Source organism: Dyadobacter chenwenxiniae (genome assembly GCF_022869785.1).
Classification (GTDB): Bacteria; Bacteroidota; Bacteroidia; order Cytophagales; family Spirosomataceae; genus Dyadobacter; species Dyadobacter chenwenxiniae.
In genome coordinates, this window is record NZ_CP094997.1 from 3,036,073 (window position 1) to 3,060,775 (window position 24,703).

The window sequence follows — 24,703 nt, forward strand, 5'->3', positions numbered from 1 at the left end:
AAGAATTATACCACCTCAATCAAACGGGCAAATAAATGATAAAAGTAGAGCCAATTCCCGGCTTTCCGATCGCATCAATGAGACCTTTGTGGTTTTCAACAATTTTTTTACAAATTGCCAAACCGATGCCGGTTCCCTCATACGCACTGCGGTTGTGCAGGCGCTGGAACACCTGAAAAATCCGGTCCTTAAACTGCGGATCAAAGCCGATGCCATTGTCGGAGAATGATAAATATTGATAGGTCAAATGTGCGTCTGCGCCGTTTAATGAAATCAGCTCGCCCGATATCAATCCCGAGCGGATTGTTATAACTGGTGTTGTATCCGCCTTGGTAAACTTGATCGCATTCGCAATCAGGTTAGTAAAAAGCTGTTCGAACTGATATTCGATAATGTTCCACACTGGCAGCTCATCACTCACAATCCGGGCATTGGTTTGCAGGATCATGTCACCGAGCTGTTCCCGAACATTATGTAAAACAATGTTCAAATCTGTCTTTTCAAAATGTTTTTCGACTGCATTAGCACGTGAGAAAGCGAGCAAATCCACAATAAGTTGTTGCATACGCGTGGAGGAAGCCTGCATACGCCTGAAATAATCCTTACCGCGATCCGAAAGATTATCATTTTCAGTTTCCAGTATCCTTGTTGCAAACGTCTGGATCTTTCGCAATGGCTCCTGAAGGTCATGGCTTGCCACATATGCAAATTGTGCAAGCTCCATATTGGTTTTGACCAGTTCGCTGTTGACAATAGTCAGTTCTTTTATTCGGAGCTGGACCTGCGATTCCAGCTCATCAGCTAATGTCCTGTATTTATCCTCACTGATTTTTAATGCAAGCTCATCCTCTTTACGATCGGTAATGTCCATCATTGTGCCCAGCATTCGGTGCGGGCGGCGATTCTCGTCATACAGGATTTTCCCCTGCGTCCGGATCCAGTGGACAGAATTATCAGGATGAATGATGCGTGCTTCGTAGTAATAAGTGCCGGTCTGCAATGCTATTTCAAAAGCCTTTTCTACAACCGCTTTTCTATCCTCAGGATGGACCATATCACGCATTTGCTGATGCGTGAGCAGCTTGGTTTCTTCAAATCCAAAAATGGTGGCCAGACGACCTGAATAAATAATGTGCCGTGTTTTCAGGTCAAGATCCCAGGTTGCCAGCTGCGTTCCGTCGGTTGCCAGGGATAATCTTTCCGCAGCCTCCGAAATTTGCCTGCGAAATGTCACTTTATCCGTTACATCATTCAGGGAGATCATGATGCCGGAAACCTCGTCGTCAGTTTCAAATATAGGCGCGTATTGGAAATCCACATAATGCTCTTTCAGCCCATCGCTTCCGTTAATGAAGATAGAAGCTTCCGTGTCCCGATATAATTTGCCAGTTTGGTAGGCATCCCGGAGGATTTTTCCCAAATTCTGATCTTCAAGCTCAGGAAAAACATCAAACAGGCGCTGCCCGACCACTTCATACAATTCCCTGCCCCACAAATTTTTCAGCATACTTTCGTTGGCAATGCTGATCACAAATTCGGGCCCTTTCAATATCGCTTTTGCGAATTGCGATTGCGTAACCAGGGTCCGGAACTGGTTTTCGCTGCGTTCAAGGCGTTGCTTGGCCAGCACTTGCTGCGTTACTTCCGTCGCAACCACGAAGATTCCGGAGATCTCTCCGGAATCTTCAATGAGGGGTTGATATACAAAATTGAAATAGCAATGTTCAGGGTTTCCGGAACGCCTGATAATTACCTCAAACTCATTGCCATTATAGGGAATTGCCGTTTCCAGCACCCGGTTCAGAACGTCCTCGATGGAGCCCCTGGCTTCGGGAAGGGACTCAAACAGCGGCTTATTTACAAATTCATCCTCCCGCTTACCTACTATACTGAGATACGTATCATTGGCCATTTCTACAACAAAATCGGGTCCGCGCAGGATTGTGATTCCTACCGGTGCCTGTCTCATTGTATTTCTGAACTTGCTTTCGCTATCGTTTACACTGATTAGCGTATTATGAGAGTTTGTGTTGATAACACGCTTACCTGAATCCGTTTCCTGCTGTAAATTGTCCACTAGCTTTCTGATGGAAGATACTTACAAATTTGGGAGGTGAACAATCCGAAATTAATATTGGTAGTAAAAATTGCCTGCAACCGGCTTCCAGTTGTGCTTAGTCCAGTCTATATCCAGCATTTGCTTGATCACCTGCTTCAATTTGAGAAAAGACCCCGGTTTCCTGATGAAATAATTGGCACCTTGCGCATGCACCTTGCGTACCATTTCTTCCTGACCTGTCGTAGAAAAGATTACAACCGGAATCGCTTCCCAGGCTTTTGTGTTTCTGATCTGTTCCAAACATTCAAAACCATTTTTTCTTGGCATGTTCAGATCCAGAAAAATTACGTCTGGCGGCGGAGGAACGGTTGTCTCCATCAGATTAATCAGTTCAACGCCATCATTCGCCGTAATTAGCTCCGTTGATGTGCTCACCTCTCTCAATGCATCTTCGAACAGCATGCAGTCATCCGCATCGTCGTCAGCAAGGAAAATTGACTTGTTTGGTTTTGCGCTCATAATCCGGTTTTAAATTCTCTAATTATCGTTTTTCACTGGCTTACAACAGACTGGAAGAATTTTTCAATTATTTTAGCCAAATCACAATACAATTTAGAGAAAATTACCGTTTAATAAAATTTGCAGTATTAAAATTCCCCCTCTACGCCCTCTTTCGGTTTCTTTTTTGCCTGGTGTAATCTATAATTCAAAGTGAGGTTAATCTGCCTTCTGCGCCCCTGAGAGTTGTTTACTGTATAGAAATTATCGCCTTCAATCACTGACCTGAACTTGCGTGAGTTGAAAACATCGATCACGCTCAATGTAAGTGTGCCATTGTTTCTCAAAATATCACGACTGGCTGCCAGATCGAGTGTCGCCAGTGCCTTCCGCTTGCCCTGAGGCGTTTGTTGAGGTGCCTCATAGTTGCCCCTTAGCTGCAAATCCGTGTTTTTCCAAAGCGTAAAGCGGGACATCATCCGCACGAACCAGCTATAAGTATCACTCTGGAATTCTTCGTCCAAATCCGTTCCGTCGGTGATTGCGCGGAAAAAGTTAACACTGCCATCCAGCTTCCACCACTGGTAAGGCGTAAATGAGCCCGTAAATTCCGCTCCGTAAGCATCTTCTGTCCCCAGGTTTTCGGGGCGCGTATAAGAGCTTCCGTCTTCCTGAACTCTTCTGATGCTTGTGATCTTCCCGTTTGTGTGACGATAGTAAAGCGATGATGTGAGCGAACCTTTACCCATATATTTAATGTGCCCGAGTTCGAATGCATTTGTAAATTCGGGATTGAGGTCGGGGTTACCACTCCAGTAGTTACGGTTGTCGCTATAAGTTGCAAACGGGCTCAGATCATTGTATTGCGGCCTGCGCACCCGGCGGCTGAAACTCAGCTGAAAGGCATTCTGCTTGGCGAAATCGTAGGTCACGTGGACGCTCGGAAAAAGATTGGCGTAAGTGCGCTTATTCACCTCATTTGTTTGCTTCAATTCCGTGGTTACACCCGTCCATTCTGCACGTAAACCTGCCTGGTAAGAAAATTTGCCTGTTTTGTTCCCCACAATTCCATAGGCCGCGTTAATGTTTTCTTCGTATAAAAAGTTGTTGGTAAGGTCGGGTAAAGTGATCCAGCCTTCGCTGGTTTCCTGTGTAACGGTGTAGTTATTCGTCATGTCACGCGAGCTGCTCCTCGCCCCGGCTTCAAACTTACCCTCTTTGCCAAACGGATGCACATAGTCCATCTGAAACAGCAGTTGTTTTTCCGTTTCATAATTTACCGCACGTTGCAGCAGCGGTGGAATGTCGGACGGACTTCCATCGGGCCGGTAAACATTCTCCCGATAATATTGGTCCGAATTTTCCCAGTTGTCAAGATAGCGGACGTCCGCTGTGAACTCCTGCCCTTTTTTGTCGAATGTCTTTTTGTATGTGACCGAATATTCGGAATTCGGCTCCGTTTCCGTTTCATCCTGCGTCCGGTTTGTAAAGCTGGTCAGGTTGTTAACGCTGGTCAGATAATCCCTGTATTTCAATGTCGAAAACCGCTTTCCTTTGCTGGTCCGCCATGTGTACGAGCCGGTCAGAATGTTTTTTGGGTTGAAATAATAATCAATCCCACCGCGGGCGCTGTTGTTCATCCCTTTCAGGTTGGAAGTCATATCACGCTCCATAATGAACGTCGAATCACCGCGGTAAAGCTCCTGGTAAAGGTAATTTTTGCCTGGTGTATTCCGGTAAGACAATGTATAATTAATAAAGAAATTGAGGTTTTTGCGTCGGTAATTAACATTAGCAGCCGCTCCGTAATTTGTAGGATAACCTGTTATAATGTCAAACGAGCCGTTAATGCCCTCTTTTCGCTCTTTTTTCAATACAATATTAATAACCCCTCCCATTCCCTCCGCCTCGTAACGTGCGGATGGATTAGTAATGATTTCCACACGCTCTATCATGCTTCCCTGCAATTGCTGCAATCCGCTGGCACCCTTGATACTTACCAGACCAGAAGGCTTACCGTCTATTAGTATACGTACATTCCCGCTTCCTCGCAGGCTAACATTGCCCTCCACATCGACGGCAACCGAAGGAATGTTGGTAAGAATATCAACGCCCGTTCCGCCCGCATTAGCGAGGTCTTTCCCAACATTAAAGATCTTTTTATCCAGCGATAATTCCATCGAACTTTTTTCCGCCTGCACGGTAACTTCGTCCAGTGTCCTGGCCGAGCCCGATACTTTAATGATGCCCATGTTCAATGGTGAGTTTGCGGCGGTAAGCCTGATATTTTGCGTCACTTGCGGCTTATAACCGATGAACTCTGACAACGCATAATACGAACCAGCAACAATGTCCACCACAAATCCGCCGGTTTCGTCCGTGATCGCGCCAGCGGTAAAAGTGCTGTCGGCAGTCCGGAAAAGTCGTATGCTTGCATAGCCAAGCGGGCTGTTGCTTTGGCTATCCACGATTTTCCCGGTGACAGACAACTTATTTGCAGTTTGCGCAAGCAATGGCTGACCGCCGCAAATAATCATGAATAACAGGCCCAATCCCGCAAATGTGAACGTTACCGTTGCCCTACCGAGCCCTCTTGCTGCAATGCTGCTTTTGATCGTCATTATAAATTTTTGTAAGCGTTTTATCGATATTCTCTTTTTTGTATAAATATAGAAACCCTATTCTCTCATTGTTTTTACTCTACCAAGTTACTGGACAGACGAATAAATCCGCTACTTACCTGGACCCATAATAACGATATCAAAAAGAAGACAGCTTTTCAGCGAATCAAAGTTTATCCGGTTGGGTTATCTAACTTTGCAGTCTTTTTAGTATCTGTTAGTAAGTCATGAAAAACGAAGCATCACAAACGTTAAAATTAGCTTTACCCATTATTATTGGAGAACTCGCCCAAATGGCCCTCCACCTGATCGACAGCGCCATGGTCGGCGCAATCAGCTACAAACAACTTGCCGCCGCCGCGCTGGTCATTAATGCCATGAACATCCCGTTTGTGATCGGCATAGGGGATGACAATTTCTGTTTCCCAAATGGTTTCCCTTGCCAATGGGCGTCGGGATTCGCAGCTGGTTTCGCATTATTTGTTTAATGGTTTTTGCCTTTGCGCGCTAACCGCGTTAGCGATCTCCCTCACATTGGTTTTTGGAAAAGATTTGCTGCATAACCTCGGACAGGATCCCGAAGTTGTTACGCTGGCTATTCCTTTTATGAAACTGATGGGTCTGTCCATTATTCCCATGCTGCTTTTCATGACGTTGAAACAATTTGCGGATGGGCTGGAATTTACCAGGACTGCCATGATCCTGTCGCTCGCCGGAATGCCGCTGAACATCCTGCTCAACTGGCTGCTCATCTACGGCAACTGGGGCTTCCCGCGCCTGGAACTTGAAGGTGCAGGCTGGGCCACATTGATCACCCGGACCTGCATGTTTTTAGCATTGGCCGCCATTGTTCTAAAACACAAAACATTCTCCCGTTACATTGCCGTGAGCAGCAGCCAATGGAAGTTTAAAGCACAAACCTGGCGTGAATTGTTGCATATTGGTGTTCCCAGCAGCTTGCAGATTGGTATGGAAGCAGGGGCTTTTGCCGTTTCAGGGATCATTATAGGAACACTGGGAGCTGTGGCGCAGGCCGCGCACCAGATTGCTTTGAGCAGTGCTTCGCTCACATTTATGGTGTCTATGGGTCTTGCACAGGCAGGCTCAATCCGCGTGAGCAATGCTCTGGGCAGGAACGACTGGTTCAAAATCTTCGTCATCGGAAAAAGCACCATTCTCACAGCATTGATTTACGGAACAATCTGCGCCGTCATGTTTGCGGCTTTCCGGCATCAGATCCCGACGTTATTTAATAAAAATACGGAGGTTCTGGCTTTGTCCGCCTTGCTGCTGCTGTTTGCGGCCGTATTCCAGATTTCCGACAGCACCCAGGCAATTGGCGCTGGGCTTTTGCGCGGCATTAAGGACGTAAAAACGCCGACAATCCTCATTGGCGTCGCCTATTGGGTGATTGGGATCCCGGTCGGCTATCTGTTCGCATTTCATTTTAAGCTTGGCGCCGTAGGCATGTGGCTGGGATTGATCCTGGGACTTACCATGGCATCGATATTTTTAATAACGCGTTTTTTCAAAATGGCCAGGCATAGTAATATTTGACAATTTTAAGTCATTTTAGGCCGAAATCAATCCATTAAAGAATTCAAAAGTCCGCTAAGTTTGTTTTGTGATTAGGGATAAAATGGCTAAACCTCGTCATCATCCCAGTACGTTAAAAATGTTCCGGTTCCACAATAAAAAACGACTCAATGGATTTCAATTCCACGTTAAAAAACATCTTTGTTGAAGAAAAAGACATTCCTGCGGAATTTTTGCTGCCCTCGCTGATACACCAGCGCGAGTATCTCAGCGATGGCGAAATGAAAACCTGGGACGGCCCTGTTCACGAGGTTTATTCACCTGTATGCATTAAAACTGAAAATGGTCTCGAACGGAAACTGATCGGCAGTTATCCGATCTGTACAGCTGATGAAGCCGCTGCCTCCCTGGACGCTGCCGTTGCTGCTTATAACAATGGCCGCGGTGAATGGCCCACCATGAGCGTGGCCGAAAGGATTCACTGCGTGGAGCAATTCACGGGTAAAATGATCGAGCAAAAAGACATTATCGTGAAACTGATCATGTGGGAGATAGGTAAGTCCTTTGCTGATTCAGCGAAAGAGTTCGACCGCACGATCGAGTACATCTATGCAACCATTGATTCCCTGAAAAACCTCGACCGGGATTCGTCCGGTTTTGACATTGTGGACGGCATTGCGGCTCAGGTAAGGCGTTCGCCGCTGGGCGTTGTGCTTTGTATGGGGCCTTTTAACTATCCTTTAAATGAAACTTTCACAACCCTGATCCCCGCGCTGATCATGGGCAACACCATACTTTTCAAACCCCCGAAATTTGGGACGCTGCTGCATTATCCATTGCAGGAAGCATTCATGAATAGTTTTCCAAAAGGCGTGGTGAATGTTATTTACGGACGCGGCAATGCCATTGTGCCGGGCCTTATGCAATCCGGGAAGATCAATGTCCTGACGCTGATCGGATCGAGTAAAGTGGCGAACGAGCTGAAAAAGTCGCACCCGAAAGTAAACAGACTGCGCGCAGTTTTAGGGTTGGATGCCAAAAACGCGGCGATTGTTACGCCTCATGCTGATATTAATCTGGCTGTAAAAGAAATCATTACAGGCTCACTTTCTTTTAATGGCCAGCGTTGTACGGCTTTGAAAATCATCTGGGTGCACAGAAGCATTGCGGATCAGTTCCTGAAAGAGCTGAGTGCTGCGGTTGGTGAACTGAAATATGGAATGCCTTGGGAAAAAGGCGTAGCGCTTACTCCCCTGCCGGAAACCAATAAGATCGAATATCTGAATGACTGCATCGCGGATGCGCTGGAACACGGCGCGCAGATCATCAATGAAAACGGCGGGACCTCGGAAGGATCATTCTTCTATCCGGCGGTGGTATACCCGGTGAATAACAAAATGAAGCTTTATTATGACGAACAATTCGGCCCGATCGTGCCGGTTGTCCCGTTCGATGATCTGGAAGAAACAATAGAATATCTGATCGAATCAACGCACGGCCAACAGGTTAGCATTTTCAGTAACAATGCCGATGAAGTTGCAGCGCTGATCGATCCGTTGGTAAACCAGGTAAGCCGCGTGAATGTGAACAGCCAATGCCAGCGCGGGCCGGACGTTTTTCCTTTTACCGGCCGTAAAGACAGCGCGGAAGGAACATTATCGGTTGCCGATGCCATTCGTGCTTTCTCGATCCGCTCACTTGTTGCATTCAAAATGAACGATGCGAACAAGCAGCTGATCAATGAAATCGTTCATGAAGACACATCGAACTTCCTCAGCACGAAATTTATTTTCTAGTTGATTTTCAAAGCTTTTATTGCCCAGCGGGCAATGGCCGCCAATGTATCCATGGTTGTGCAGACATGGACGGTCGTTGCCCGCTTTTATATTGCCGGAGATTTACACCACTCCGTTAAACATTCACCAAATTAGTTTTACAAAATCCATTTTTGTAACAGTATCAAACAATTTAATTAGCTTTATTTTAAATGAACATAGGAAAGAAATAGCTAATGAGTTCCGCTTTTACAATCGAGTCGTTGGAAATGGTGATTTCCGGTATTAATGCCGGAATCTGGGATTGGGATTTCGATACTGATGAGCAGATCTGGTCGGATCGTTTCTTTGAATTACTTGAATATCAACCTAATGAAGTCCTACCCGGCTACGAAAATTTTACAAAAATCCTGGTTCATCCAGACGACAAAGAGACTGTATCAAACGCTGTAAAAGCGCAGCTTGAACAAAATATCCCCTATAATGTGCAGGTAAGGCTTCTTACAAAATACCGGGGTTATCGCTATTTCGAATGTCGCGGAAACGCCAAGTTTGCAAATGGAAAGCCGGTACGCATGGTAGGTTCCATTACCGACATTCATGAGCATTATTCCCTGCGGGAAAAGCTAAGTGTGGTCTTTGAACATTCAACCGATGCCCATTTGCTTATAGACGACCGGGGCATTCTGGATTGTAACCAAGCGGCTGTGCAAATGCTGCGATGCCAGGATAAAAGCGAATTGCTTACCATCCATCCGGCCAAATTTTCACCCGAATTCCAGCCCGACGGACGGCGTTCAGCAGATAAATCACTGGAAATGGATTACATAGCCCGCAAAACAGGCTATAACCGCTTCGAATGGGTGCATAAGCGATTGGACGGAGAAGAGTTTCCGGTTGAGGTGACATTGAATCCGGTGCACATTGATAATAAAAAAGTGTTACTCGTGGTTTGGCATGACATCAGCCATAGGAAGAACGCAGAAGAACTCATCCGCCGTAATGAGGCTATGCTGGCTGAATCTCAACAGCTTACACATAGTGGAAGTTGGGAGGCCGATCTGGTCACCGGGCAAAACTACTGGTCCGACGAAGCGTTCCGCATCTTTGGCCTCGAACCCAACAGCACCGGTCCTAATACGGAGTTGTTTTCCCAAATGATCCATCCGGACGATATGCACTTGTATATTTCGCACATCAAAGATGCCGTCAGCAACCTGAATCCTGCCAGTTTCGACCTTAGGATCGTGCTTCCGGACGGGAAGATCAAATTCATTCATGCCATAGGAAAGCCTTTTGTAGATCAGACCGGCCGGGTAGCAAAGCTTTATGGAGCCATAATGGACATTGATGCCCAGAAGAAAAATGAGCAGGAACTCATCAAGGCAAAGGAAGATGCGGAAATGGCGGGCGTGGCCAAGTCGCAATTCCTCTCGACGATGAGTCATGAGATACGGACACCCATGAACGCCGTAATCGGATTTACGCATTTGCTCTTGCAGCAGGACCCGAAGCCTGAGCAAATGGAGTATCTCAATATTCTTAAATTTTCGGCTGAGAATCTGTTAGTACTCATCAATGACATCCTCGATTTCAGTAAGATTGAAGCGGGCAAAATAGAGTTTGAAGAAGTGGATTTCAACATTCTTTCTTTGCTCGAAAACATTCGCTCAGGCAACACGCAAAAGGCAGACGAGAAAGGAATTCCGCTCAAACTTAACATCGATAAAGAACTGGACTTGACCGTAGTAGGCGATCCCGTTCGGCTTGGACAAATCCTGACGAACCTTGTCAGTAACGCAGTAAAATTCACAGAGGCGGGTGAAGTTACAGTTTCCGCGTCGGTGGCAAACCGGGGAAAAGAGTCCGTAACGGTTGATTTTGAGGTTGCGGACACCGGCATTGGCATACCCGCAGAAAAAATCAATAACATTTTCGACAGCTTTACGCAAGCAACATCAGATACAACCAGAAAATATGGAGGCTCCGGTCTTGGTCTTACCATCACCAAGCGGTTATTGGAATTACTGAAAAGCACAATCCAGGTGCGCAGCGAACAAGATAAGGGCTCTGTATTCTTTTTTAGCCTGCCATTTAAGCTTAGCGAAACGCAACTAGCGAACAAAACAAGTGGCGCAACGGCCGACATTCAGAGTTTAAAAGGCATGAAGGTGCTCATTGTTGAAGATAATGCAGTGAACATTTTCCTGATGAAAAATTTCATGAAACAGTGGGAAATCGATTTCGACGTTGCTGAAAATGGTCTTATCGCCTACGAAACCGTGCAGCAGAACGATTATGACCTTATTTTAATGGACCTGCAAATGCCTATAATGGACGGTTACGAGGCCACTGCCAAAATCCGCTATCTCCCCGACCCTAAATACGCAACGCTGCCCATTATTGCACTCACGGCATCCGCTATGCTGGATATAAAGGACCTTGCCTTTCAGATCGGTATGAATGATTATATCAGCAAACCGTTTACTCCCAATGACTTATTTGCCAAGATTGCAGCTTACAGAAAAAAATAAAGGCAATCACCGCTTGAATGGTGATTGCCTTGCATTGAACCGCAATACATTGCGAATAGGTGTGTTATTTATTTGATAGGTGTGTAATTGATATCTTTCAGGCGGTTTGTAAAAAAATAACCCGTTTGTAATATTCCGGGTCGTACTTTACCAAAACCTGACTTCCTTGCTTCATTGAATCATATTTTGAGTAAGACAATGTTTCGGTAACTTCTGCTACAAAATCTGTGCCTTTTGGGTGTTGGATTTTCACTTTCATCTGATATTCCGGAAGGTTATTCAGATATTCACCAGTTGGCTTGATATTCAAAACCGTTGCGTTTGCCTGAATACCTTCACGCAGAATTTTCTGCTTCTGCTTCGCCCGGTGATTCTTTTTGATTGTAGACATAACCCAAAAAAGGATCATTCCAAATAATATAATGGTTGCGCCGATTTCTCTATTGCTTTCCACAGTGTTTGCTAGTTATGAGTGACATTCAAAATAAGCCAAAATAGCCCACAAATGCCGTATTCCTATTATTGAATGGTCGTTTTAATTATTAAATGGCGACCTGTTACGTAATATTACGCGGTTCTTTTAGGCACAATTACTTACAGCATTTAACAAGTCGAACGTGTCCCGGAAAATTATCATTTTCCCTACCGGATAAATCCGCCCTCCAAATCGTAAAAGTTCCTGGTGCTACTCGTCAAGATCCAGTGCAGTTGGTTTTTGCTGTGACTCTGTTGGGCTAACTGCGGGCAGCTTGTTGTAATCCATCCAATAATGGCAAATGGTTTCAAGCATATATCTAAGCTCCTCAAATTCAACCGGTTTCATAAAGAAGGAATTCGCTCCCGCAAGATAACACCTGGTGGTAATTTCGTTAGAGCTGTTGTTGCTTAAAATCACTATCGGCATTGTTTTCCATTGGGTGACGCCGTTGTCCGGCGTCTGACGAATCAGCTTCAATAGCTCTAAACCATTGATAGACGGCATTTTAAGATCCATGATGATTAAACCCGGACGCCTGCCGGTGTAGCTGGGGGCAGATTGAAGAATCAGAAATTGATACAGTTCATTACCTCCCTGGAAAAAACGCACATGGTAGTTCGGCAGGAATTTGTTAAAAATCGTCCTCACAAGATATCTGTGATCAGCGGAATCGTCTACAAGGTAAATCTCTTTATTATCCATTTTACAGTTGCATTTGTTTTGCCTACGATTTTATGAAAATTGTGAGATGATAAAGACACTACTCAAAAATCATTCCATGAAATCGCGAGTTGCCTGAAATAAGCAGTGGCACGGTTTTTCGCACATTTTCACATTCCAAAAAATTCATTTAAAAGGTGTCGAAATGGATATTAAATCAAATCAATCAACTGACAGCCGTCCGGATGGAGACCGCATACTGGACGCCCCCTATGTGTTCACGGATATCCCGATGTACCTGGAACAGCTTAAAAATGAGCGTTCATGGGTGAAGAATGACCGCAATGCAATCACCATTTATAAATCTGATAAAATTACGATGGTATTGTCAGCGCTGAAACAGGACGCAGTGATTAACAACCACTCTATTGCAGAAGGTCTCAGTTTTCAGGTGTTATCGGGGGAATTGAAGGTAGAGACGGAGGGCAGGGTTTTCTACACAACGCCAGGTCAGATGATGACTTTTCATGCTGGCATAGCACATAGCATTCAAGCCACTTCTGACGCTGACATTATTATAACTACATTCAAGAGCTAGGCATTGGCTAATAGCTCTTTTGCATTCTGTATTTCGAGTAAAGGGCCCAGCCAAGTGCAGTTAATCCGGCCACTGCACCCACTGTCAGCAGCACCCGGTATGGCTCAGCCGTTTCCTTTGGTACAGACACGATCCCCTCACTATCCGTGATGGCCGGACTCATCACGTATCGGCCCGTTTCCGGCACGGCCTTGTCCTCAAAATAATAAGCCAGCTCTAACAACTGCTGCTGCATATCCTTGCCATACATAGGCTTACCATGGCCGGAAGCCAGCACATTGGGCAGCAATGAAGCCAGTTGATCCACCGAATCTTCTGCTTTAAGCCAATTACACGTGAAATATTTAGGTGGTCCGCTGACGATCTTTGTCTGGAGGAGAACAGCCATTGCCGACTCCTGTTTGGTAGTCACAACGGCATCGCCCGCAATCAGCACTTTATCCTTTTCGCGCCAAAAGCTCACATGGCCTGGTGAATGTCCGGGTGTATGGATGTATTTCCATTCGGGCATGAATGGAATGTCAGGTGTAATGCCAGGGAATTCCTCCACCCGGCCCGACAAATCAATAGGAGCCGCGCTGTAAAGGTCAGCCATATAGGCCATCATCCCACCGCCAACACTTGAATCCGGTGGCGGATAGCCCGATTTCCCGGTCAGATATGCCATTTCGAGGTGATGTGCATATACAGGAACATCCCATTCTTCTGCTAATTTTTTAAGTGAACCTACATGGTCGAAATGCCCGTGCGTGAGTACAATTGCCTTGGGCCGGGCGTTTTCACCAAATAACCGGGTCACCATCTTTTTGATCTTGGGATAAGCCGTTTTCAGCCCTGCATCGATCAAAACCCAGGAATTATCGCCTTTGTTTTGGACAATGTATACGTTCACAAATATGTCCGTCAACCCCCAAACGCCTTCCGCGACTTTGAAGAAAGCATTGTTTTCCTGTTTTGTTATTTGCTCCATTTTTTAGTTTATCTATTAGTTCACAGAATTTGCCAACAAACCCGGCGATTTAAAAACTGTGCCACTTACATTCAATGCGTACAGAAGTTTGTGGTAAAAATGCAATTCTTTAAACTTGTTTTCATTATCCAACCCTAATGTGCTGAATGCCTTTGGACGTATAATACATAAAATACATAACCCTCCTGCCTCACAGGTTATGCTTTGGTTATACTCCAAATGTATTTGTCCTACGCCTTCATCCAGTTCTGACTCCTCATCCCATTCTTGTCACGGGAGTTGAGTATACACATCCACGCACCTTCGCGAATCAACGGGGCGCGAAGGCCATTTTTTCCGCAGTGACGCTTGTGCAGGCTCGATTTTTTACAATGAACGGTTTTGATTTACAAAAAAACCAACAATTATGGAGCAAGTAATGGCACAACGATCCGTGCTGTCACAGCATCTTTGGTGGCAGAAGGGCGTTATATATCAAGTTTATCCAAGGTCATTTCAGGATTCTAACGGCGATGGCGTCGGGGATTTGCAGGGCATTATCCGCAGGCTCGATTATCTGCAATGGCTCGGGATTGATTGCGTCTGGCTGTCTCCTGTCTTTTCATCCCCGATGGCCGATTTTGGTTACGATATTTCGGATTACCAGGGCATACACCCATTATTTGGAACAATGGACGACTTCGACCAGCTCCTGAACGAGGTGCATAACCGGGGGATGAAACTGCTGCTCGACCTTGTCCCTAACCACACTTCTGACCAGCATCCCTGGTTCCTTGAAAGCAAATCGTCCAGGGACAATCCGAAGCGCGACTGGTATATATGGCATGATGGGAAAAAGGATGGCGGGTTTCCTAATAACTGGCTTGGCGTATTCGGCGGACATGCCTGGGAATGGGATGAAACAACGCGACAATATTATTACCACGCCTTCCTGAAAGAGCAGCCCGACCTGAACTGGCGCAACCCCGAGGTGCAGGAAGCAATGATGGATGTTATGCGATTCTGGCTGGATAAAGGCATTGACGGTTTCCGTGTTGATGTAATGTGGCACATGATTAAGGATGCTCAATTGCGAGACAACCCGCCGTTCCCCGGCTCACCATACGATGCTAACGATCTCATTTATGACCATTATACACCCGTTTATTCCACAGATCAGCCTGAGGTTCACGACATTGTGCGCATGATGCGGGCGGTTACAGACGAGTACGAAGATCGCGTGCTGATAGGCGAAATCTATCTGCCGATCCATAAGCTGGTTACCTATTATGGACAAGACAACAAGGGAGCACATTTGCCATTCAACTTTCAGCTGTTAACTCTGCCTTGGGACGCGCCGCAAATCGCTATGACGATCGATGAATACGAAGGTGCGCTGCCTGCCGAAGGGTGGCCCAACTGGGTGTTGGGAAATCATGATAAACCCAGGATATCCAGCCGTGTAGGACGTGCCCAGGCGAAAGTAGCCGCCCTAATGCTGCTCACGCTGCGCGGGACACCCACAATTTACTACGGAGATGAAATCGGAATGCGCGACGTGCCCATTCCCATGAACGAAATTGTAGACCCGCAAGGACTCAATATGCCTGAGCTGAATGTGAGCCGTGACCCTGCGCGTACACCAATGCAGTGGAGCAGTGAGGTCAATGGCGGGTTTTCGGCCCACAAACCCTGGCTGAGACTGCCTTTCAACTCGGGCCGTGTGAATGTCGAAAAACAAAAGGGGGACGAATACTCCAAACTTTGGTTTTACCGCAAACTCATCCAGCTGCGTAAAAAACATGCGGCATTAAATGTGGGAAGTTACCGCCCGGTTTACGCCGATCAGCAGCTGATCTCCTACATCCGCGAGCGTGATGACGAAAAGTTTTTAATTATCCTGAATCTCAGTCACAGACCTGCTTATTTCAAACCCAGACAAGAGTCCTACTCCGGGACCGTCCTGCTGGGAACAGAAGTGGAGCGAATTGGCATGATGGTGGAAGACATTATCACGCTTGGTGGTGATGAAGGGTTGCTCATTGAACTTAATAACATTAAATGATACGCATATGCCCTCGCAAATTGTAACGGAATGCAGCCACGCGCTAGCCGCCAAAGGGCTTACGGTCGCTTTTGTAGAGAGTGCCCCCGCGGGCAGGCTTTCAGCCGAGTTTTCTCTCTGTTCGGAGTCCGGGAAAATTTTGAAGGGTGGTCTGGTTTGCTACGACGCATCACTTAAGACCGACATTTTGAAAGTTCCCAAAAAAATGATTGAACGCTTCACGCCCGAAAGCGCAGAAGTTACCCAGGAACTGGCTGAACGTTTGCAAACCTTTATACCGGCGGATATCCATGTTGCTGTCACCGGCCTCACAACTCCTGGTGGCAGCGAAAGCCCGGAGAAACCCGTAGGAACGATATTTATCCATGCGTGTTTAAATGGAAAATCTGTGGCGGTCCGGGAACAGTTCTCAGGCGGTCCGGAAGAAGTTGTACTACAATCCATTGATCGAGTTGCAAAGCTGATCCTGGATGAAATACCCAATTAATTTAAATCAACAACCTAATGATTATGAAAGCATTAAGATCAATGTTAACAATGTCCGCACTTGCATTGTGCATCTCACTTTCCTCATGCGGAACAGTGAACGATTCTGAAAAGGGCAGTGAAGGTTCAGGAAGTAAATCTGAAACGACACCGAACGATAGCAGTGGCGCTGAGAGCCGGGCCGCGACGGGCATAGGCGAGGATAATCAAAATGACAGCCTGGGTTACCCATCCAACCAATCCAACCTGAATGCTGACTCGACAGGCCGCAAGCACGACAATTAGGCTACGAAAAGACCGCAGCCCGAGAACTGATCAGGTGAAGGAAATGAAAGCGAGATAAGCAAGGATCACCACAGGAAACCCGCTGACAACCAATGCCCACCCTGTGTGTCCGCTGTTCATCAGAAAATAGGATACAACCGCACATCCTATGAGCAAAAGAATAGGCAGGAGCACCATCGCTCTTCCTCCGGAATCCTGACCGCTGCTAAAAATAGAAAACAGCAGAAATACGGCAGCGCCGATATTGATCGCCATACAGGCGTAGATGAGGGTTTTCATGTCGAGTATTGGTTAGGCAAAAAATTATCCAGCTTCCAAATCAAAATGATCGGAAGCTGGATAGCTAATATTTACCCGTTCAATTGCGAATGAACTTAGTATGCGTAATGCATAAAATCGGGCACGAAAAATATTCATGCCCGATTTTATATTAAAAAGCGAAGGACCTCTCAAAAAAGGCCCTTCGCTAGTTTGTTGATGATGAATATTTTAGTGCGCTATTCTTGCCGAATCACGAAGACGTTTAATCGTATCATGACCATCTTTCAAAATAGCTTTTTGCCTTGTTACCAATGATCTCAGATCAGCCGTGAGCTCATCCGATTGTAATGCAGTGTCATAGGCTTTCTGCGCGGCATCCTCGCCGAACTCAGAATTTTCAAGCGAAGTTTTTCTGCCGTCACTGCTGAATGCGGATTTCACATCCATCCAGGTCCTGTACAACTTGCCAGACACCATGGTGCCTGTGGCAGGCTCTCCGCCCAATGCGGTTACCTCACCGGACAATTCCGAAACAATGCTTCGGCTATGATCGGCGAGATTTGAATATAATGATCTCAGGTCTGTGTCAGAACCATCGGTTTCATCAGTTGCCTTTTTATATCCTTCAATACGGTCGTTATTAATCAGGATCAAATCATTGAGTATGTCTACTACTGCTGAATTATTTTCCATGACTCTTACTAATTTGGTTATGACAGGACCAGAACAATTATTGTTCCAATACAATAACCAGCCCTAAATAACATTCAATGGAAAATTTGTAGACGTTTTTACGCCGTATAGGCACAAAATACTGTGTGAAGCTGTAACAGATCGTTATTTTTCACTCAGTTTTTTCCGCACTTTACTTAGGAATTCAGGCGAAAATCCAAGATATGACGCAATGTAGTGCTGGGCGACCCTTTGTGGAATGGCGGGGTAACGGTTAAGAAAGTCAAGATATTTTTCGACCGCAGTGGTTGAAATGGTTCGAAACAGCCTTTCCTGCAATTGGGCAAGGTTTCGTTGCACCATTAATCTGAACATTCGCTCAAACCCCGGCACTTTGGACAGCAGTTTTTCTTTGGTTTCCGGTGTGAGCATGAGAAGCTCACAATCCTCAAGTGTTTCAATGTAAACCAGGCCCGGCGTCTGGTTCTGAAAACTGGTAATGTCGCTAACCCACCAATCTTCCACTGCAAATTGCAACGTGACTTCCGCACCGGAATTATCAATGTGGTAAGTCCTGATGCAACCTTTCAAAATATATGCTTCAAACTGGCATACTTCGCCCTCCTGCAAAAGGAAGCTCTTTTTGGGGAATTTTTTAAATTGAAGCAGGGAATCAAAATAGGCTAAGTCCTCGGGAGTGAACATCATGCACCGCAATGCATAGTTATTTATTTTCTCAAACATGCTTCAATCTTTTCAGGTTACCGTTGCGCTAATGCATGCTGGATTTCGGAGGATAGCAGGCCGCTTCCGCCTCCGTAATGCCGCATGCAGACCGTTTGGGGCGCGATAGACTCACATAGGCGCAAAATCCGGGCCTCCGCTTCGTCATCGACGCCAACGCCTAAAAGTACTAAATCAAATTTATTTGTCTTCAAAGCTTCCTCTGCTTGATCATAACCGGCAACGCCGGTGCCCCTCCAACCTTCGTTTTTATTGATCAGTCGGATGATGGTTTCCAGGATCTCCGCATGATCGGCCAGCACCAGAATATTTACATCTGCCATGTTATTTTGGATTTAAGATTCAATCTTCCGCCTATCGGTTTTATGCATTTCACCACTCCTCCGGAACTTCCATTAAAAGCACTTGGGCGTCGTCGGCAGCAGCTATTTTCACATCCGAATCGGGCCACAAGCCATAACCGTCTCTCTGCTCCAGAGCCTGACCATTAACGGTAACACTTCCTTTAATAACAAATACATAAAGTCCATTCCCCGCTTGTTTCAGAGAATAATACGTTTCAAAATCCTTATCGAATTCACCCATATGGAACCAGGCTTGCTGTTGGATCCACACGCCTTCATCGCTCGGTTCCGGCGAAAGAATTTGCAAAAATTTGTTGTGCCTGTCCCCTTTGCTATAATCCAGCTGGTCGTAACGTGGTGTCACATTCAGCTTATTCGGATAAAGCCAGATTTGCAAGAATGTTACAGATTCAGCAGGGTCTTTGTTGAATTCTGTATGATAGATGCCGGTTCCAGCGCTCATGGCCTGAATTTCTCCCGGATTTATGACCGCCACATTGCCCATGCTATCCTGATGCTCCAATGTGCCTTCCAAGGGAATGGAAATGATTTCCATATTGTCATGCGGATGTCTTCCAAAACCTTTGCCCCCATTCACAATGTCATCATTCAAAACCCGCAGCGCGCCAAACCGAATCCTTTGGGGATCGTAATGATCGTGGAAACTGAATGTCTGAGCGCTTTTCAGCCAGCCATGATCCGCCACGAAACGGGAGTCGGCTTTATGCAAAATATTGTTTTTCATGACCTCCTTTTTTTACTGGTGCTGAATTCAGGCGTCTAAAACGTTTTTATTAGCCAATTGAATCTCCTGCGACGAAATCGTGTGCTGGCGGCCGGGATAAATCGCGAATGTGACAAAAGCATTCATCCGTTCCAGGATCGCAATACTTTCCTTCACCCTTGAAACCGGCACGTGCGGATCAGGATCGCCCGTTGCAATGAAAACAGGCGTGCCTGCAAAGTCTCCGCTGTAATTTTCTTCTGCAACCTGCTCTCCGATCAATCCGCCTGTAAAAGCAATGATCCCGCCATACCGCTTCGCATTTCTTGTGGTGTATTCCAAAGTGAGACAGGCTCCCTGTGAAAATCCCGCAAAATATATATTTTCAGCAGATATCCCGTCCGCTTCTATGTCCCTAACCACCTGATCCACAATGTCCAATGCCGAATCCAGCGCCGGCTGATTTTGATTAGCCGGTGCCATAAAACTATAAGGATACCAACTGTTATTGCTCGCCTTCGGTGCGTAAATGGCCATATCGTTAATGTTAAGCACACGTTTCAGCGAAATGATATCTTCCGCAGATCCGCCTCTGCCATGCAACATGACGATCGCTTTTTTGGCTTCTTCAATCGGCGCACCGTCCCTAACGACTTGTTTGCTATGCGTATACATGATATTTGAATTAATGTTAAAAAATTAAGCCGGACGTGAACTACGTCACAATCCGGCCAATCGGCATGTTTTCTTAAACCAATTTAGGAAGCACACTTTCAATCTGGGCTCTGCGTGGTTCGTACTGAGGCGGAAGTTGCAAACCTGTACCCAATTCTTCAACCGTTTCATCAGTTGCAAATCCGGGATTATCGCTTGCAATTTCAAATAACACACCGCCAGGTTCACGGAAATAAAGTGAATAGAAATAATTTCTGTCAATTTTATCCGTGATCTGATGTCCGGCTTCAACGACTTTTTTACGGAATTCCATCAAAATATCGTCATTCGCAACCCGGAAAGCAACGTGGTGAACAGATCCGCCCGCTACATGACCGGCTCTCTCGCCAGGCACTTCAACCAGGTCGACAATCGCCGCATTTTCAACTGCATCCGTCACAAACCGGAAGCGGTTAACATGCTGTTCCATTAATTTATAACCGAAAATATCTGTCAGGATTTTGGCCGTTTCTTCAATCGTATTGCTGGTGATCGTAATGCTGTGAAATCCGCGTGTAGCATTTTCGGCAGTCACTTCGGAAGTCTCAAACGGCGTCCGGTTGTCAACCGTTTTAGGAACGGTAAGCTCGAATTTCAGACCGTCCGGATCCAGGAATGTAAGATATTGTTCTCCAAATTTCTCCGCAACCTTATTATAGGTTACGTGGTTCGCATCCAGTCTTTTCAACCAAAAATCAAGGCTGCCTTCGGGAACAGAATAGCCGATTTCGGTTACCTGGCGGGTTCCCCTGCGTCCGGCCGGAATTTGGCTACCCCATGGAAAGAATGTTAAGATCGTGCCCGGCGTCCCTTCTTTATCACCGTAATAAAAGTGATAGGTGTTAGGATCATCGAAATTAACGGTTTTTTTCACCATTCTTAATCCCAGCACCCGTGTATAGAAGTCGTAATTCTTTTTAGCGTCACCAGCGATGGCAGTAATATGGTGTATGCCGTTGATTGTATTTTCCATGTTTTCCGAAAGTTTAGTTCTCTTTGTTTTTTGCTGATACAAAGATACCGTCACCCCCAGGGGCAAAACATTGAACTAGGACAAGAAAACGGAATGGGTTGAAAAATTACAGAGCAAGTCTGAGCGAGGCTTCCCGCAGCATTGCCTCATCCTCCGTCACACGTTTATTGACCTTGGCGGCTTCCAGATATACGCTCATTGGATATTTGCCATCAAAAGCGGGATCAATTTCCACCATAGGGACTTTCAGTCTCGCATGTTTGATGCTTTCCAGATCGGTGATGGAAACGTAACTTAATTCAGGTTTCCCCTGCGCAAGATCACATAGGCCGAATGCAATATTATTGGCCGCGTCCAGTTCTGAAAGCAGCCAGATCGCCTTGCCGTATTTTGAATGTAGTTTCACAACAGGCGCATGATCCTTAGCCAGGTCATTTTGCACTTCCTGGGCATTGTGGATCATTGTTTCTCTTAAATTCTGCGGGATCATATTTACCATTCAACAAAAGTAGCGGATTCTATTTTAAATAGACAGCCCCGAAAAACAGCGCCATACACTACACTCCTATAAATAAATAATATTACAGACGGCGCAGAATTACTAGATCATTCACTAACTTTCAATTCAGAAATTTTCTCATTCTTAGTCAGGTACAAGACTGAACAGACTGGTAAAAATCATCCAGCCGAGCTAATATTCTTGTGCCCAGTCGATTATAAATCTTTGAATTCAAACCAATAACAAACCATAAATAATTACTACCTATGAATAGAAATTTACTTAGAATTGCTTGCTTCTTTCTTCTAATCACGCCACACTTGAGCTTCGCACAAGTAACGGTAACTTATCCTACTGAACGAGCTGTTTTTCAGCGAAACAATTCTAACGAGGCAAACGTATACATCGGAGGGTATATCGCGGAGCCATTCCAGCAAATAGAAGCCCGATTTATCCCGCGTATCTCAGGTGAAGGTGAAGCTGCTCCCGCAGGCGGCGGCTGGACCGTTATAGATGCAACGCCATCCGGGGGGCATTTTTATGGCTCGATGACCATCAAAGGCGGCTGGTACAAGCTCGAAGTCCGTGGGGTCAAAAGCGGCAGTGAACCAAAAGTTTCCAGCGTCGAACGGGTGGGTGTTGGTGAAATTTTTGTGGTTGCGGGTCAGTCCAATGCCACAGGTGGTGATGCCAATCCAAACGGTCCGGGCGCGGCGAATGATCAGGTCAACAGTGTGGATTTCCAGAATGTCAGCGGCGGAACGATCACAGAGTATAATAATGTACAACTTCCTTGCCCGCAATTTGTGCACCTCGATGCGAGCACAAAAACGGCTCCATTTGGAAACTATGCCTGGTGCTGGGGCTCATTCGGGGACAAAATATACGAAAAATACCGCGTGCCGGTAATGATTTTCAACGCGGGCTGGTCGAGCACAGGCATTGAAGAATGGCGGCAGAGCATCGATCCGAATGCTGTTACAACCGGGCCATTCGGCTACACATTCCCCAGAGGCCTCCCCTTTGGTCACCTCCGACTTGCATTAAATAATTACATAGCGCAACTCGGTGTACGCGCCGTACTTTGGCATCAGGGCGAAACTGATAACCTTATTGAAAACTCTATCACAGTCAACCCAAAGGATCGCTACCGCGATAAACTATGGGAAGTAATCAATGCCAGCCGCAGCCTTTCGGGCAAAAGCAATCTGGCATGGGTCGTGGCGCGGGCATCCCGTTTTACATTTGATGGCGCCACCAGAACCTCTGCCAATGTGGTAGCAGCCCAAAATGAATTGATTGACAATGATGGGACTTATGCGCATGTATACCAGGGCCCGGAAACGGACCCTTATTACGACATCCAATATCGCAGCGACGAAATCCACTTCCGGGGTGACGGCGTCACACCTTCTCCGGACGGCCAGGTTTATTCCGGCCTGATTTCCCTGGCCGGCTTTTGGAACGATAAGATCACCAGTGATTTTATGAGTCAATCCACGCCATATCCGGCCTTACCACCGGCAGAAGTGACTGCCAGCCAGGCTCCCGGAAGCACAAACCTGACATTTACAGGACCCAACATTCCCGCCGGCTCTGTGTATAACTGGCTGAATGCTGATAACTGCAACCAAGTTCAGAGTACATCCCAGCAGTGGACAGCAGCGACCGGTTTTTATAAATTAAAGATCGTCGACTCTAACAAAAACACCATTTTTTCGCCTGGACTTCACGTCTCTGGCACATCACTTCCGGTGGTTTGGAAATACTTTACTGTCCGTAACAATGAAAACAGGCGCCCTTTAATCCAATGGGCAACCTCTGAGGAAACGAACGCGTCGCATTTTGAATTGGAGCGCAGCAGCAATGCAATCTATTTTGCGAACATTCACACGATCCAGGCAGCAGGTAATTCAAAAAATACGAACGCCTACGAATATGAGGAAGAATTCCTTCCCGCCGGGATTTACTACTATCGCATCAAGCAGGTAGATTTTGATGGCAAGTTTACATACAGCCGGACTGTGAGCACTAAAATCGCCGAAAACGATTTGCTTAAAGCTTACCCTAATCCGGTAACCGATGTGCTGACCATTGAATCAGAAAAAATACTCGGACAGGTCGAAGTAATGAATGTGGCTGGGACAAGGCTGCATGTATCCAGGCAACCGCTGCATGCTATGACTTTGGATATGAGCAAGTTTCCTGCTGGCTTGTATACCATCACGGCCAGTGGAAAAAGGTATAAAGTTGTTAAAAAGTAAGTGTCCATGCTCAGGGAAAAACTTTCTGCTTTTCCCTGAGCATGGCAAATTCAGGAAGCCAGCGCCAGTCTTTGCCTCCGATATTCCGCCGGGCTTACACCCTTGTATTTCTTGAATGTTTTTGTCAAATGGCTATCATCCGTGAAGTTCAGTTCAGCGGCAATTTCGTTCAGTCGCATATCGCTATGCTTCAATCTGATCTCAACCAGTGACAATTTGTAATTGATGATGTATTGTTGAAGATTTTCATGGGTGTGCTTCTTGAAATATTCACTGATGTAATTCAAAGAAATGTTGAAGTGGGAAGCAATGTTTTCCGCCTTTAACTTATCCGGGTTGTAAATATTCCGGTGTATGTAATGTATTATCTCCAAAGATAAATTCTGGGTGATATTGGATTTCTCAGGAATATGCAACGAAATATTCCTTGCAACCACCGTTATCAATGTGTTGATCAGCTGCTGAACAAGCTCTTTATGAAGCGTTTGCTGGTTTACATATTCCTGCACAATGGCATCCATAACGGCCCTCACCAGCGGCTTATCATGCGCATTTCTTAAAATACAGCCTTGCAGATGATTGCTGTTCTGGAAAATATATTCCAGCTTATGCGCCCAGTCTCCCAGGTTGCTATACTGCTCATTAGCACGCTGTGCATTTAAATAGATGTTGTTAAAGCGGATAAACATAAATGAAGTTGTAGTCAGCACTTCTGTATAATGCATATCCATAGGCATTACGAGGAACAAGTTTTCCGACGAATACTTGAACTGACTCTGATTGATGTGGTATGTGCCGTCCCCGTCAATAATGTATATCAATTCAATAAATGTATTCTTATGCGCCTTGACCGGACATTCGTTGACCTTAACGAACCGGATGTCAAATGGTTGAAACAGATTATGTATTTCCATACCTATAAAATTACGGAATTAACCCAAATTTTTACAAGAAATGATCGCCC

At 45.9% G+C, this 24,703-nt stretch carries 24 protein-coding genes; 9 read left to right on the forward strand and 15 right to left on the reverse strand.

Annotated features, from left to right (window positions below):
* Nucleotides 1–19: 19 nt before the first annotated feature.
* The 3 genes from MUK70_RS12940 to MUK70_RS12950 form a co-directional block, all read right to left on the reverse strand.
* Complete coding sequence (locus MUK70_RS12940) at nt 20–2,077, reverse strand: PAS domain-containing sensor histidine kinase (protein ID WP_234652733.1); 2,058 nt, start codon at nt 2,075–2,077, stop codon at nt 20–22.
* Nucleotides 2,078–2,128: 51 nt separating this feature from the next.
* The gene (locus MUK70_RS12945; RefSeq protein WP_234607572.1) at nt 2,129–2,578 is read right to left on the reverse strand and encodes a response regulator; all 450 of its coding nucleotides are present in this window, start codon (nt 2,576–2,578) and stop codon (nt 2,129–2,131) included.
* Between the two features lie 128 nt (nt 2,579–2,706).
* Nucleotides 2,707–5,094 (reverse strand): TonB-dependent receptor domain-containing protein, encoded by a 2,388-nt coding sequence (locus MUK70_RS12950; protein WP_374759712.1) that lies wholly within the window; start codon nt 5,092–5,094, stop codon nt 2,707–2,709.
* 311 nt (nt 5,095–5,405) lie between these two features.
* Here MUK70_RS12950 and MUK70_RS12955 point away from each other — a divergent pair, with 311 nt between their 5' ends.
* The 4 genes from MUK70_RS12955 (at nt 5,406) to MUK70_RS12970 (ending at nt 11,023) form a co-directional block, all read left to right on the forward strand.
* Complete coding sequence (locus MUK70_RS12955; protein ID WP_244784827.1) at nt 5,406–5,666, forward strand: hypothetical protein; 261 nt, start codon at nt 5,406–5,408, stop codon at nt 5,664–5,666.
* On the forward strand, nt 5,587–6,735 hold the full coding sequence (locus MUK70_RS12960) for an MATE family efflux transporter (RefSeq protein ID WP_244784829.1): 1,149 nt from the start codon (nt 5,587–5,589) through the stop codon (nt 6,733–6,735). The genes MUK70_RS12955 and MUK70_RS12960 overlap by 80 nt, the downstream gene beginning before the upstream one ends.
* Before the next feature lie 149 nt (nt 6,736–6,884).
* The gene (locus MUK70_RS12965; RefSeq protein WP_234607575.1) at nt 6,885–8,510 is read left to right on the forward strand and encodes an NADP-dependent glyceraldehyde-3-phosphate dehydrogenase; all 1,626 of its coding nucleotides are present in this window, start codon (nt 6,885–6,887) and stop codon (nt 8,508–8,510) included.
* Between the two features lie 215 nt (nt 8,511–8,725).
* Nucleotides 8,726–11,023, forward strand: coding sequence for a PAS domain-containing protein (locus tag MUK70_RS12970; protein ID WP_234652738.1), 2,298 nt, complete (start codon nt 8,726–8,728; stop codon nt 11,021–11,023).
* A gap of 97 nt (nt 11,024–11,120) precedes the next feature.
* Here MUK70_RS12970 and MUK70_RS12975 read toward each other — a convergent pair whose 3' ends face one another.
* Complete coding sequence (locus MUK70_RS12975; protein WP_234607577.1) at nt 11,121–11,477, reverse strand: hypothetical protein; 357 nt, start codon at nt 11,475–11,477, stop codon at nt 11,121–11,123.
* 231 nt (nt 11,478–11,708) lie between these two features.
* Nucleotides 11,709–12,203, reverse strand: a complete 495-nt coding sequence (locus MUK70_RS12980) for a response regulator (RefSeq protein ID WP_234607578.1) — start codon at nt 12,201–12,203, stop codon at nt 11,709–11,711.
* Between the two features lie 163 nt (nt 12,204–12,366).
* Between MUK70_RS12980 and MUK70_RS12985 the strand changes: the two genes are divergently transcribed.
* The gene (locus MUK70_RS12985; protein ID WP_234607579.1) at nt 12,367–12,759 is read left to right on the forward strand and encodes a cupin domain-containing protein; all 393 of its coding nucleotides are present in this window, start codon (nt 12,367–12,369) and stop codon (nt 12,757–12,759) included.
* Between the two features lie 7 nt (nt 12,760–12,766).
* Here MUK70_RS12985 and MUK70_RS12990 read toward each other — a convergent pair whose 3' ends face one another.
* Complete coding sequence (locus MUK70_RS12990) at nt 12,767–13,729, reverse strand: MBL fold metallo-hydrolase (protein WP_234652740.1); 963 nt, start codon at nt 13,727–13,729, stop codon at nt 12,767–12,769.
* 406 nt (nt 13,730–14,135) lie between these two features.
* Here MUK70_RS12990 and MUK70_RS12995 point away from each other — a divergent pair, with 406 nt between their 5' ends.
* Genes MUK70_RS12995 through MUK70_RS13005 form a run of 3 tightly spaced genes read left to right on the forward strand, consistent with a single transcriptional unit; the run spans nt 14,136 to nt 16,544 of the window.
* Nucleotides 14,136–15,773, forward strand: a complete 1,638-nt coding sequence (locus MUK70_RS12995) for an alpha-amylase family glycosyl hydrolase (protein ID WP_234652742.1) — start codon at nt 14,136–14,138, stop codon at nt 15,771–15,773.
* A gap of 7 nt (nt 15,774–15,780) precedes the next feature.
* Nucleotides 15,781–16,260, forward strand: coding sequence for a CinA family protein (locus MUK70_RS13000; protein WP_234652744.1), 480 nt, complete (start codon nt 15,781–15,783; stop codon nt 16,258–16,260).
* Between the two features lie 23 nt (nt 16,261–16,283).
* The gene (locus MUK70_RS13005; protein ID WP_234652746.1) at nt 16,284–16,544 is read left to right on the forward strand and encodes a hypothetical protein; all 261 of its coding nucleotides are present in this window, start codon (nt 16,284–16,286) and stop codon (nt 16,542–16,544) included.
* Between the two features lie 30 nt (nt 16,545–16,574).
* On the opposite strand, the gene MUK70_RS13010 is transcribed toward MUK70_RS13005, so the two are convergent.
* From MUK70_RS13010 to MUK70_RS13045, 8 genes are all read right to left on the reverse strand, one after another.
* Complete coding sequence (locus tag MUK70_RS13010; protein ID WP_234652748.1) at nt 16,575–16,823, reverse strand: hypothetical protein; 249 nt, start codon at nt 16,821–16,823, stop codon at nt 16,575–16,577.
* A gap of 210 nt (nt 16,824–17,033) precedes the next feature.
* Nucleotides 17,034–17,498, reverse strand: coding sequence for a PA2169 family four-helix-bundle protein (locus MUK70_RS13015; RefSeq protein WP_234652750.1), 465 nt, complete (start codon nt 17,496–17,498; stop codon nt 17,034–17,036).
* Between the two features lie 144 nt (nt 17,499–17,642).
* Complete coding sequence (locus MUK70_RS13020; protein WP_234652752.1) at nt 17,643–18,221, reverse strand: Crp/Fnr family transcriptional regulator; 579 nt, start codon at nt 18,219–18,221, stop codon at nt 17,643–17,645.
* A gap of 17 nt (nt 18,222–18,238) precedes the next feature.
* Nucleotides 18,239–18,544 (reverse strand): response regulator, encoded by a 306-nt coding sequence (locus tag MUK70_RS13025; protein ID WP_234652755.1) that lies wholly within the window; start codon nt 18,542–18,544, stop codon nt 18,239–18,241.
* A 49-nt stretch (nt 18,545–18,593) separates the two neighbouring features.
* Complete coding sequence (locus MUK70_RS13030) at nt 18,594–19,310, reverse strand: pirin family protein (RefSeq protein WP_234652756.1); 717 nt, start codon at nt 19,308–19,310, stop codon at nt 18,594–18,596.
* A gap of 27 nt (nt 19,311–19,337) precedes the next feature.
* Complete coding sequence (locus MUK70_RS13035; RefSeq protein ID WP_234652758.1) at nt 19,338–19,964, reverse strand: alpha/beta hydrolase; 627 nt, start codon at nt 19,962–19,964, stop codon at nt 19,338–19,340.
* Nucleotides 19,965–20,037: 73 nt separating this feature from the next.
* Entirely contained in the window at nt 20,038–20,976 is a 939-nt protein-coding gene (locus MUK70_RS13040) for a ring-cleaving dioxygenase (RefSeq protein WP_234652760.1), read from the reverse strand.
* Between the two features lie 106 nt (nt 20,977–21,082).
* The gene (locus MUK70_RS13045) at nt 21,083–21,466 is read right to left on the reverse strand and encodes a DUF2958 domain-containing protein (RefSeq protein WP_234652762.1); all 384 of its coding nucleotides are present in this window, start codon (nt 21,464–21,466) and stop codon (nt 21,083–21,085) included.
* 329 nt (nt 21,467–21,795) lie between these two features.
* On the opposite strand from MUK70_RS13045, the gene MUK70_RS13050 reads away from it, so the two are divergent.
* On the forward strand, nt 21,796–23,739 hold the full coding sequence (locus tag MUK70_RS13050) for a T9SS type A sorting domain-containing protein (protein ID WP_234652764.1): 1,944 nt from the start codon (nt 21,796–21,798) through the stop codon (nt 23,737–23,739).
* Nucleotides 23,740–23,789: 50 nt separating this feature from the next.
* On the opposite strand, the gene MUK70_RS13055 is transcribed toward MUK70_RS13050, so the two are convergent.
* On the reverse strand, nt 23,790–24,653 hold the full coding sequence (locus MUK70_RS13055) for an AraC family transcriptional regulator (protein ID WP_234607593.1): 864 nt from the start codon (nt 24,651–24,653) through the stop codon (nt 23,790–23,792).
* Nucleotides 24,654–24,703: the final 50 nt, after the last annotated feature.

Excerpts from the sequence above, each read along its gene's own strand:
- MUK70_RS12980 (WP_234607578.1), bottom strand. The coding sequence starts at position 12,203 with ATGGATAATAAAGAGATTTACCTTGTAGACGATTCCGCTGATCACAGA.
- MUK70_RS13005 (WP_234652746.1), top strand. The coding sequence starts at position 16,284 with ATGAAAGCATTAAGATCAATGTTAACAATGTCCGCACTTGCATTGTGC.
- MUK70_RS12950 (WP_374759712.1), bottom strand. The coding sequence starts at position 5,094 with ATGATTATTTGCGGCGGTCAGCCATTGCTTGCGCAAACTGCAAATAAG.
- MUK70_RS13020 (WP_234652752.1), bottom strand. The coding sequence starts at position 18,221 with ATGTTTGAGAAAATAAATAACTATGCATTGCGGTGCATGATGTTCACT.
- MUK70_RS12960 (WP_244784829.1), top strand. The coding sequence starts at position 5,587 with ATGACAATTTCTGTTTCCCAAATGGTTTCCCTTGCCAATGGGCGTCGG.
- MUK70_RS12945 (WP_234607572.1), bottom strand. The coding sequence starts at position 2,578 with ATGAGCGCAAAACCAAACAAGTCAATTTTCCTTGCTGACGACGATGCG.
- MUK70_RS12955 (WP_244784827.1), top strand. The coding sequence starts at position 5,406 with ATGAAAAACGAAGCATCACAAACGTTAAAATTAGCTTTACCCATTATT.
- MUK70_RS13010 (WP_234652748.1), bottom strand. The coding sequence starts at position 16,823 with ATGAAAACCCTCATCTACGCCTGTATGGCGATCAATATCGGCGCTGCC.
- MUK70_RS12995 (WP_234652742.1), top strand. The coding sequence starts at position 14,136 with ATGGAGCAAGTAATGGCACAACGATCCGTGCTGTCACAGCATCTTTGG.
- MUK70_RS13040 (WP_234652760.1), bottom strand. The coding sequence starts at position 20,976 with ATGGAAAATACAATCAACGGCATACACCATATTACTGCCATCGCTGGT.
- MUK70_RS13025 (WP_234652755.1), bottom strand. The coding sequence starts at position 18,544 with ATGGCAGATGTAAATATTCTGGTGCTGGCCGATCATGCGGAGATCCTG.
- MUK70_RS12970 (WP_234652738.1), top strand. The coding sequence starts at position 8,726 with ATGAGTTCCGCTTTTACAATCGAGTCGTTGGAAATGGTGATTTCCGGT.
- MUK70_RS12965 (WP_234607575.1), top strand. The coding sequence starts at position 6,885 with ATGGATTTCAATTCCACGTTAAAAAACATCTTTGTTGAAGAAAAAGAC.
- MUK70_RS13015 (WP_234652750.1), bottom strand. The coding sequence starts at position 17,498 with ATGGAAAATAATTCAGCAGTAGTAGACATACTCAATGATTTGATCCTG.
- MUK70_RS13045 (WP_234652762.1), bottom strand. The coding sequence starts at position 21,466 with ATGATCCCGCAGAATTTAAGAGAAACAATGATCCACAATGCCCAGGAA.
- MUK70_RS13055 (WP_234607593.1), bottom strand. The coding sequence starts at position 24,653 with ATGGAAATACATAATCTGTTTCAACCATTTGACATCCGGTTCGTTAAG.
- MUK70_RS13000 (WP_234652744.1), top strand. The coding sequence starts at position 15,781 with ATGCCCTCGCAAATTGTAACGGAATGCAGCCACGCGCTAGCCGCCAAA.
- MUK70_RS13030 (WP_234652756.1), bottom strand. The coding sequence starts at position 19,310 with ATGAAAAACAATATTTTGCATAAAGCCGACTCCCGTTTCGTGGCGGAT.
- MUK70_RS12990 (WP_234652740.1), bottom strand. The coding sequence starts at position 13,729 with ATGGAGCAAATAACAAAACAGGAAAACAATGCTTTCTTCAAAGTCGCG.
- MUK70_RS13035 (WP_234652758.1), bottom strand. The coding sequence starts at position 19,964 with ATGTATACGCATAGCAAACAAGTCGTTAGGGACGGTGCGCCGATTGAA.
- MUK70_RS12985 (WP_234607579.1), top strand. The coding sequence starts at position 12,367 with ATGGATATTAAATCAAATCAATCAACTGACAGCCGTCCGGATGGAGAC.